This is a genomic window from Bacteroidota bacterium (genome assembly GCA_039821555.1).
Classification (GTDB): Bacteria; Bacteroidota; Rhodothermia; order Rhodothermales; family Rubricoccaceae; genus JBCBEX01.
On record JBCBNX010000015.1, the window covers coordinates 1 to 9,807 of the forward strand.

At 64.6% G+C, this 9,807-nt stretch carries 7 protein-coding genes; 1 reads left to right on the plus strand and 6 read right to left on the minus strand.

The features are described from left to right. Nucleotides 1-56: 56 nt before the first annotated feature. From AAFU51_14575 to AAFU51_14600, 6 genes are all read right to left on the minus strand, one after another. Entirely contained in the window at nt 57-1,460 is a 1,404-nt protein-coding gene (locus AAFU51_14575; protein ID MEO1572477.1) for a two-component regulator propeller domain-containing protein, read from the minus strand. A 65-nt stretch (nt 1,461-1,525) separates the two neighbouring features. Next, nucleotides 1,526-2,356, minus strand: a complete 831-nt coding sequence (locus AAFU51_14580) for a hypothetical protein (GenBank protein MEO1572478.1) — start codon at nt 2,354-2,356, stop codon at nt 1,526-1,528. Between the two features lie 182 nt (nt 2,357-2,538). Further along, the gene (locus AAFU51_14585) at nt 2,539-4,944 is read right to left on the minus strand and encodes an ABC transporter permease (protein MEO1572479.1); all 2,406 of its coding nucleotides are present in this window, start codon (nt 4,942-4,944) and stop codon (nt 2,539-2,541) included. A gap of 196 nt (nt 4,945-5,140) precedes the next feature. Further along, nucleotides 5,141-5,533, minus strand: coding sequence for a hypothetical protein (locus tag AAFU51_14590; GenBank protein ID MEO1572480.1), 393 nt, complete (start codon nt 5,531-5,533; stop codon nt 5,141-5,143). A 69-nt stretch (nt 5,534-5,602) separates the two neighbouring features. Then, nucleotides 5,603-6,301 (minus strand): ABC transporter ATP-binding protein, encoded by a 699-nt coding sequence (locus AAFU51_14595; GenBank protein ID MEO1572481.1) that lies wholly within the window; start codon nt 6,299-6,301, stop codon nt 5,603-5,605. Nucleotides 6,302-6,408: 107 nt separating this feature from the next. Then, entirely contained in the window at nt 6,409-7,731 is a 1,323-nt protein-coding gene (locus tag AAFU51_14600) for an efflux RND transporter periplasmic adaptor subunit (GenBank protein MEO1572482.1), read from the minus strand. Nucleotides 7,732-8,065: 334 nt separating this feature from the next. On the opposite strand from AAFU51_14600, the gene AAFU51_14605 reads away from it, so the two are divergent. Beyond that, complete coding sequence (locus AAFU51_14605) at nt 8,066-9,451, plus strand: sigma-54 dependent transcriptional regulator (GenBank protein MEO1572483.1); 1,386 nt, start codon at nt 8,066-8,068, stop codon at nt 9,449-9,451. The last annotated feature ends 356 nt before the right edge of the window (nt 9,452-9,807 follow it).

Consider the following 9,807-nt stretch of genomic DNA (forward strand, 5'->3'; position numbering starts at 1 on the left):
ACGGGCCGCAACTACCTGGCGTTCGTGCACGTGGTATCGACGCTGTTGCTACTCGCCTAAATGTCAACGCGGCCTAGTCGGCTCGTTGCGATCCAGAGGGTGCCTGGATGACGGGGTGACTCGTAGATGTGGCGAATGTCAGTCGGACGACCCTCCGTAAGAGAAAAAGCATCGAGTTGGTTGGTTGTCCGGTCCCAACGGTAGAGCGAGGTGCTGCGTCCGCCGATCCACAGGTGCCCGCGTCCGTCCTCGTGCAGAGTAAAGATTAGGTTGGGGAGTCCTTCAATGTCGGCAGAGCGGCGGCGCTGGGTGACACGGTCGTAGACATGCAGTCCGTCGCGAGCAAGACTCAACAGGATCACGTCCGGGTTCGATGTAGGCTCGTGAAGCGTAAGCACGGCAGGGGCACGCTCTCTCAGCATCGCATCGCTTGGGTCTGGAGCGAAGCGCGGAGGCACAAGCCGCGCCTTGTTTAAGCCCAGCACCGTTCCCACCCACAACAAGCCCTCTCCATCCTCGTGGACAGCGAGAACGTCGTTGTGGGTGAGCGTGCTGCTGTACGTGCTCACATCGCCAGTTTTGGTGTCGAGCGCAATCACGCCACCCCGTCGGGTACCTGCCCAGAGGACATGGGGCCAGAGCGAGGACGCGGACAGCGAGGAGATCGCGCCCCTACGACCGTCGATGTCAGGGTGCTCAAACTGTCGAAGGCGTCCCGTCTCTGGATCAGCGCTGAAGAGGGTTCCGTTGCGAGTGGCAATCCAGATCTGTCCGGCAACCTCAGTGATGGCAGAAATCGCTGTGCGATAGACGAGAGAGGAGCGGTCTTCGCTCAGGGCTACCGTTTCGCCCGTGCGAGCGTCAAGCAAGGCTAGCCCTTGGTTGGTTCCCACCCAAAGGAGGTCGGGCCATGCACTACCGAGCGCGAGAGCAGTAACGTGACGGGCAGGCAAGGCAGCCGATACTGAGTCGAAGCGATTCGCATCGGGCCGAAGCCGACTCAGGCCAGCGCTGCGCGTCCCGACCCAGAGCGTGCCGGAGGCATCGGAAAGCAGTGCCGTCACGGTATCCGACGCGAGGCCATGTGAGGCATGCGTGTACGGACTGAGTTGGCGCGTGTCCGGCGCATAGCGCCGCAGCCCCTGGCTTGCCGTAGCCACCCACACCCCGCCTAGTACTGCTGTATCTAGCACAACCTCGCGGGCTGTCATGGCACGAGGTTCTCCCTCTACGGAGAGGGAAAACGAGTGGAAGCGCGCCCCGTCAAAGCGGTTGAGGCCCTTCTGCGTGCCGACCCATAGGAAACCCCGTGCGTCACGAGCCGCGCTGTAGACGATGTAGTCGTCCAGCCCGGCATCAAGGGCAAAGTGCTCGAAGATGAGTGGCTCCCTAGGCTGTCCCTGGGTCGCCGAGGCTCCAAGCACCAGCAGGCCGACAGCAATGGCTGCTGCGGCCTGCACGCGCGCGAGGTAAATGCGATTTGCCCCCTTCAAGCGGTGTGTGGCTTGTCTGACCTTGGGTCGAATTAGTCAGTATCGAAGCCGCCCTCAGGATAGCAGGTCATCATTGGTTTGACTATGCCCTGAGCGGAGACAGTACCCTGAGGCGACGAAGCTTTGGAAGGAATGGTCCCGACATTCAACGTATAAACGCATTCGTCTCCTGTCGCTTTGCTGTCGTACGATAGGTGTGTCCAATTCGACCCTTTGCCCTTGTTTGGGACTATGCAAAGCTTCCTTGGAAGCTTGAAGTCTGATATGCCGAGATTGTCTTTCGCATAGGTTTCAATCAGGGCTTTTAGGGCATCTGATGTGGTCGCTTCTAGAAAAGCCTTTCTTTTATTACCTACATTATATACGACAATATGGTCTACAGATGTAAGAAGAGTGTCGATAGGAATAGCGCCATCGGGAACACGAGATGATGTCGTTAGGTCAAGCCTATCGCTGAGTTTGGATAAACCGGGTCCTCTTAGCTTATGGGAGAGCCCTTCTGGAACAAAAAGGGTGTCTTTTGAGACAAAAGACTCGCCCCTTGCAAATGGCTTCCCGTGTCCTGACTCTTTGTAGGTGCAAATTTTTAGGCTCCATTCTTTATCCCACTTGTGCCTCTTTTTAGGTTTCTTCCTGTCAAGCTCCTCAGTGGCGCGAACAATTAGCTTTATGAGAACATCAGAGTCCTTGTACAGGGCGTTCTTTACCTTGTTGGCGACATCGGCAATCTCGGCTTTGTTCTTGAGAGCTTGTCCTTTGCCTGAAGGCTTTGTTATGTATTGAATAAACTTATTGTGAGGCTTGGTACGTAATGCTACAGAACCTGGAGGGCAAGGAACACCTTTGCCAAAGAGTGCGGCCATATCGCCGAAGTAGAACCATTCATAATCCCAGGATTGTGCCATCGTGTTGCCTCATGAGGTTGGGTGAGTAGGACGAGGCACCGATGTGCCCCGCTAACTACCTGGCAACATAGGAGTGAGGCCCCATACGCCGTCTCACGTAATCACACCATTTTTCAGCGCGTAACGCAGCGGTCCTGCGCTCACTCGTACCGCAGCGCCTTGATTGGGTCGGCGGCGGCGGTGCGGTAGGCCTGCGTCGCGACGGTGACGAGCGCGAGCGTGAGCGCGGCGGCTCCGGCCCCCAGAAAGACCAGCGGGCCCAACTCGATGCGGTAGGCGAACTCGGCGAGCCAGCGCTGCATGAGCCACCACGCGACGGGGGCAGCAACGGCGAACGCGACGGCGACGAGTACCACGAAGTCGCGGCTGAGGAGCGCCACTAGGCCGGGCACGCTCGCGCCGAGCACCTTGCGTACGCCGATCTCCTTCGTCCGCTGCGCCGATGCATAGGCCGACAGCCCGAGCAGTCCCAGGCATGCCACGAAGATGGCCAGCCCCGCAAACACGGCGAAGAGTGTCCCGAGCCGGGCCTCGTCGGCGTAGTGCCGCCCGAAGTCGTCGTCGAGGAAGACGTAGTCGAACTCATAGCCGGGGGCGAACGCGGCCCAGGTGTCGGCGAGGTGGTCCATCGCCCCAGTGACATCGCCCGGAGCGAGGCGGAAGGCAATGGCCTGGTACCAGTCCGGCGACAGGTTGATCACGACCGGCTCGATGGCGTGGTGCAGCGAGGCGTAGTGGAAGTCCTCCACAACGCCCACGACGGTGCCCGGCTCGCGGTCCCAGGCGCGGAACATCGTCCCGACGGGCGATTCGCCCGCGTCTAGGTCATAGCCCATGACGCGCGCCGCGGCCTCGTTGAGGATGTAGGCGTCCGTCTCGTCCGAGGCAATGTCTGCGGAGAAGTCGCGGCCGTCGGTGAGTGTGAGGCCGAACGTCTCCAGGTAGGTCGGGTCGCCGAAGATGGTCGACATCGCGTCGCCGACGAGTTCGTCCGGGGTCGAGCCCTGCCAGCGGTAGCCGCGCGAGGTGCCTACGCGCCCCGGCAGCCCTCCGGCGCGCGTCATCGTCTGCACCCGTTGGTCGGCGAGGATGGCCTGCTCGAACGCCTCGTATTGCGTCCACACGGTCTGGGCGCCCGACGCGAAGACGACCTGTTCCTGGTCGAACCCGAGCGACTGGTTCTGGAGGTAGTCGAGCTGCATCCACACCGTCCCCGTCGCGACGAGGAGGAACACCGTCACGGCGAACTGGGCCACGATGAGCGACTTGCGCAGCGCCGTCGCCGAGCGCCCCCGGGCGACTTCGCCCTTGAGCACGCGCGCCGGGCGGAACGCCGAGAGGTAGAACGCGGGGTAGCTGCCCGCGAGGATGCCCGTCAGGAGCCCGATGCCCACGAGGAGCGCCACGATGTTCGGCGAAAACGTGAGGTCGATGTCGCCGCCGACGAGGTTGGCGAAGTGCGGGCGCGCGATGCTCGCGAGCACCAGCGCGAGCGCGAGCGCGAGCGCGCTCTGCACGATGGACTCGCCGAGGAACTGGCCGATGAGCTGCCCGCGTCCGGCCCCAATCGACTTGCGCACGCCGACTTCCTTGGCGCGCTTCGTGGCGCGCGCCGTGGCAAGGTTCATGAAGTTGATGCACGCGATGAGCAGAATCAGCCCCGCGATGATCGAGAACGCCCACACGTAGCGCTGGTCGCGGACGGGCGCGCGGCCGTAGGTCTTCGTCTCGAAGTGAATCGAGGTGACCGGCTCGAGGTCGGCGAGGTAGCCGCTGTCCTCTTCCCCGTCGTAGGTGAACTGCTCATCGAACACGACCTGCATGCGGGCTTCGGCGTCGGCCTCGGTCACGCCCTCGGCGAGCACGACGTACGACTGGTAGTTCCAGTTCGTGAGGTCGTCCATCATGTCGGGCCGGAACAGCACGAAGGTGATCGGGACGAGGTAGTCGAAGCGGAGGTGCTGGTTGGTGGGCAGGTCGCGCAGCACGCCTGTCACCGTCAGGTCGGCCTGGTCGTCGTAGCGGATCGTCCGCCCAACCGGGTTCTCGTCGCCAAACCAGGACGCGGCGGCCGTCTCGGTGAGGAGCACGCTCTGCGGGTCGTCCAGCGCCGTGGCGGGGTCGCCGTGGATGAGCGGGAGGTCGAACGTGGTGAGGATTGCGGCGTCGGCCGTCGCAAAGCCGTTGACGCTGCGGCTCTGGCCGTCCACGGTGAGGTAGGGCGACCGGAAGTCGAGCCGGATGTAGTCGGCGATGTCAGCGGGCATCGCGTCCATGAGGAGCGTCTTGACCCCCGCGGCGATGTTGGCCGAGCGCGTCTCGGGGTCGTCCCCGAGCCAACTCTCTTGTTCTGTCACCCCGTAGGTGACGCGGTAGGTCTGGTCTGCGAGCGGGTGCTGCTGGTCGAACGATAGCTCGTGCTGCACGAAGAGCACGAGGAGGAAGCACGCCGCGAGGCCGATCGCGAGGCCGCCGACGTTGAGCGCCGTAGTGCCGCCCTGGCGGCTCAGGCTGCGGACGGCGACGAGAACGTAGTTCTTGATCATGGGTCCGTTGTCATGGGTCGGTCGTGGGTGGAAGCCCGGGGCTGTTGCCACATGTGGAGCTGATCTCCAGCCGATGACAAGGGACTAAGGACACCGCAACGCGGTCGAAAAAAGCTGCGCACCGACGGTGTGCGGCACTGCACGAGCCCCAGGGCAGGCCGCGCACCGCCAGCGCGCAAAGGGTGTGAGGGGAGCGCTACTGCTCCGCCGTCCAGACGGAGAGGAAGCCGCGTTCCACCGCGTGGGTGGTCCCGTGGAGCTGCCCGTCGACAAGGCGGGCCGCGTGGAGGTAGCGCGTCGAGTTGTCGCGTGTCACGAAGGCGACGTGGAGCACGTCCCAGTCGGCGTTGTAGCGCGCGACCTGGACGGGCGCGCCGTAGAAGAGCGCGTCAAAGGTGCCGTCATCGTGTACGGCGGTTACCCGGAAGGGCTGGGTGTAGGCTGGCGCGTCGGGCGTCGGGCGGAGGTCGACGGTCCACGTGCCGACGAGCGCCGACGGGTCGACGGGGGCGGGACCAGGAGCGCTGCCGAGCCAGAGAGGAAGGGCGAAGAGAAGGGCAGTAGCACGAAGCGTCGAAGCGAAGCGCATGACAGGGCAAGGTAGAGGTGAAGGGGCAGGGCGACAGCCGGGGCCGCCCCGCCCGAGACAGGGAAGGCGCTAGCGCGGGAGCGCGTACTCCTTCTGGATGAAGTTCTCCGAGACCACCTGGCCGTCGAAGAGGTAGATCACGCGGTGGGCATACTCCGCGTCCGAGGGCGAGTGGGTCACCATCACGATGGTCGCGCCCGCCTCGTTCATCTCGCTGAGCAGCTTCATCACCTCGTCGCCGTTGGTCGAGTCGAGGTTACCCGTGGGCTCGTCCGCGAGGATGAGCTTGGGGTTGGCGACGACGGCGCGCGAAATCGCGACGCGCTGCTGCTGGCCGCCCGAGAGCTGCTGCGGGAAGTGGTTGCGCCGGTGCGCCATCGCCACGCGGTCGAGCGCGGCCTCGGTGCGCTCCTTGCGCTCCTTGCTGTCCAGCCCGAGGTAGAGCAGCGGCAGCTCGACGTTTTCGAAGACCGTCAGCTCGTCGATCAGGTTGAAGCTCTGGAAGACGAAGCCGAGGGTGCCCTTGCGCAGTTCGGCGCGCTGGCGCTCCGAATAGCCCGAGACGTCCTCGCCGTCGAACACGTAGTGCCCGCCTGACGGCGTGTCGAGCATGCCGAGGATGTTGAGGAGCGTCGACTTGCCGCAGCCGGACGGCCCCATGATGGCGATGAACTCGCCACGCTGGATCTCGACGCTGATGGAGTTGAGCGCCGTCGTCTCGACCTCGTCGGTCGTGTAGACTTTGCTCATGTCTTGGGTGCGAATCATGGTGTTGGGTGGGGCTGTGTTTCAGTGAAGAGTGGGGCGGTGAGGCTGTGTTGCGGTGAGGCGGTAGGGCAGTGACCACTGCTGCACCGCGACACCACTGCACGGCGTCACTCCAAGTTGAGCTTCTCGGCTTCGCCGAAGGTATCGTAGCCAGAGGTGACCACGCGGTCGCCGGGCTGGAGGCCGTCGAGGACCTCGAAGAACTGCGGGTTCTGGCGGCCGAGGCGGATCGTGCGCTTCTCGGCGATGCCGCCGTCCTCGGAGACGGCGAAGATCCAGTTGCCGCCGGTCGTCTGGTAGAAGCCGCCGCGCGGGACGAGCAGTGCCTCCTCCGAGTCGCCGAGTTCGAGGCGGATGCGGAGGCTCTGGCCGCGCCGGATGCGCGGCGTCTCGCCGACGAAGAGCATGTCCACCTCGAAGCGGCCGTTGGAGACCTCCGGATAGACCCGGTTCACGTCGAGGGTGTACGTCTCGCCGCTCACGTCCACCGTGCCGCGCTGGCCGCGCGCGACCCGCGCGATCCAGAACTCGTCGATGGGCACGCGCACTTTGTAGCCGTCGAGTTGGTCCACCTGTCCGATGCGGGATCCCTGGTTCATGAGTTCGCCTATTTCGACATCCATCGCGGAAAGTTGCCCCGTGATGGGTGCGCGGACCGTGAGGTTCTCGGCGTTGCGGCGCACGAGCGCGAGGTTGGCGCGCAGGCGGCCCAGCGATTCCTGGATCTGGCCGAGCTGGATGGCCCGCGCCAGCGAGTCCTGGCGGTAGCTCTCGCGGGTGAGCTCCTGCAGCCGGCGCTGGTAGTCGAGTTCGTCGCGGATGCGCTCGTACTCCTGCCGCGCGATGGCCTGCCGGTCGAACAGCTCTTCGTTACGGCCGTGCTCGCGCTGGAGCCGCGTGATCTGGTAGTTTGTCTCAACGAGCTGCTGCTGCAGCCGCAGCGCGTTCTGGTCGAGGGCAAGGCGCGTGTTGCGGAAGTTGTTGACCTGCTCTTCGAGCGCGGCCTCGGAGTTAGCCATGTTCAACTCCATCTGGTCGTTCGAGAGGCGCAGCAGCGGCTGGCCGGCCGTCACCATCGCGCCCTCCTCGACGTAGCGCTCCTCGACCTGCCCACCGACGACGGCGTCGAGATAGACCGTCTTGATCGGCTGGGCGGCGCCGGTCACGGAGACATACTCCTGGAACGTGCCGCGGTCGATGGTGGCGACGGTGATCTTGTCGCGCTCAACGTTGAGGGTACGGCGGGTGTCCTGGAAAAAGAGCCCCCAGACGACGAGGGCGAGGAGCGCGAGGCCGCCGACGACCATCGCAATGCGTTTGGGGGTAAGGCGGCGCTTCTTCGCGCGGCGGTCCATCCCTTCGCCGCCGCCAGAGCTTCCACTCTGGATGGGCCGCGTCAGGACGCTGGTTGGGTTGCTTGGGGCTTCCATGGGGCTGGGGCTGGGCTCGTTCGACCCGAGCGGCGGTGCTCGCGCCGTGCCGTTTCCCATGTCAACCGATGTGCCAGCGTGCCAAACCCCGCAAAGCGCGCGGAAATCGCCGAAACGAACCGGCCAGACTGTGCGTTTCCGCACACCGCGCCGGGCGACCGCGCACATTGCCTGGCCGCTCCCCCCGTTTTGGTTGACAGTCGCTATGCTCCCATGTCAACCAAAACTGTCCCCCTCAGACATGAGGGGGACAGCTTGACCGCCGTCGCAGGCGTGTCAAGCGGGGGGAGCCGCCCCACTTCATACTCGCCCAGTCTCGAACTCTCACTCCTGCATGGAACCCACCGCCCGCACCGGCAGCGTCCTCGTCGTGGACGACAACGAAGACGTGCTCACCGCCATCCGGCTGCTCCTTAAGCCGCACGTTGAGACGATCCACACGGCCACGCGGCCCGATGCGCTGCCGACGCTGCTCCGTGAGGAGCGCTACGACGTGGTGCTGCTCGACATGAACTTTACCAAGGACGCCTCCTCGGGGAAGGAAGGGCTGACCTGGCTCGGGCACGTCCAGAAGCTCGACCCCGAGGCCGTCGTCATCCTCATCACGGCCTACGGCGACGTGAGCCTAGCCGTCGAGGCGATGAAGGGCGGCGCGACCGACTTCGTGACGAAGCCCTGGCAAAACGAGAAGCTCGTCGCGACGGTCAAGAACGGCATCCAGCTGCGCCGCACGAAGGCGGAAGTCGCCACGCTGCGCGACCGGCAGGTCCACCTCACGCGCGACCTCGACCGGCCCTACCAGGACATCGTCGGCGAGAGCGACCCCATGCAGGCCGTCTTCGCGACCATCGACAAGGTGGCGGCGACGGACGCGAACGTGCTCATCCTCGGCGAGAACGGGACGGGCAAGGAACTCGTCGCGCGGGCCATCCACCGCCGCTCCCGCCGTGCCGACGAGATCTTCGTGGCCGTCGACCTCGGCGCGCTCACGGAGAGCCTCTTCGAGAGCGAACTGTTTGGCTATACGAAGGGCGCCTTCACGGGGGCCAACGCCGACCGTGCAGGCCGCTTCGAGGTGGCCTCGGGCGGGACGCTCTTCCTCGACGAGATCGGCAACATCGGCGCGGCACAGCAGGCGAAGCTGCTCACCGTGCTCCAGCGCCGCGAGGTGACGCGCGTCGGGGCGCCCACGCCCGTCGCGGTGGACGTGCGCCTCGTCTCGGCGACGAACGCGCCGCTCTACGAACGGGTCAGCGAAGGCGCGTTCCGGCAGGACCTCCTCTACCGCATCAACACGGTCGAGATCGTGCTCCCGCCGCTGCGCGAGCGCGGGGACGACATCGACCTCCTCGCCGAGCACTTCCTCAAGCTCTACGCGCAGAAGTACGACAAGCCCGTGCGCGACATCGCGGCCAGCGCCCGCAACAAGCTGCGCGGCTACCGCTGGCCCGGCAACGTCCGCGAACTCCAGCACACGATGGAGCGCGCCGTCATCCTTGCCGACGGCTCCACCGTCAAGCCCGACGTGCTCGACTTCACCGCGCCGCCCGACCTGAGCAAGGACCGCCTCGCGCTCGACAGCCTGGACCTCGAAGAGATCGAGCGCACGGTGATCCGCAAGGCGCTCTCAAAGCACGGTGGCAACATCTCCCGCGCCGCCGACGACCTAGGGTTGACCAGGAAATCCTTGTATCGTCGAATCGAGAAGTACGGACTGTAACCGTACGGGCACGGCGGCACCCCAACATCAACCAGGGCTCCCGCGCCGCCGCCGGTCTCGGCCTCACCCGCAGATCACTCTACCGGCGGATCGAGAAGTATGGGCTCTAAGGACTAGTCCTTGGCCTTCTTCCCGAGTTCGTCGGTAATGACATGAAGCCCTCCAGCGAGACCTCCAGCCATTCCCAACACAAGAGCGTCTAGTAACCAGGTAGCTCGCGTCCAATACCAGAGGGCCAAGCCTCCAGCCAGAAAGGCTATGTTGGCAGCCACGATTGCTACTACTTGACTCCGCTCGGTTCGGAAGAGAGGACCGGGCGGACGCGGCACCCACTTGTTGACGAGCGTGAACGAGGC

Excerpts from the sequence above, each read along its gene's own strand:
- AAFU51_14585 (MEO1572479.1), bottom strand. The coding sequence starts at position 4,944 with ATGATCAAGAACTACGTTCTCGTCGCCGTCCGCAGCCTGAGCCGCCAG.
- AAFU51_14600 (MEO1572482.1), bottom strand. The coding sequence starts at position 7,731 with ATGGAAGCCCCAAGCAACCCAACCAGCGTCCTGACGCGGCCCATCCAG.
- AAFU51_14590 (MEO1572480.1), bottom strand. The coding sequence starts at position 5,533 with ATGCGCTTCGCTTCGACGCTTCGTGCTACTGCCCTTCTCTTCGCCCTT.
- AAFU51_14595 (MEO1572481.1), bottom strand. The coding sequence starts at position 6,301 with ATGATTCGCACCCAAGACATGAGCAAAGTCTACACGACCGACGAGGTC.
- AAFU51_14580 (MEO1572478.1), bottom strand. The coding sequence starts at position 2,356 with ATGGCCGCACTCTTTGGCAAAGGTGTTCCTTGCCCTCCAGGTTCTGTA.
- AAFU51_14605 (MEO1572483.1), top strand. The coding sequence starts at position 8,066 with ATGGAACCCACCGCCCGCACCGGCAGCGTCCTCGTCGTGGACGACAAC.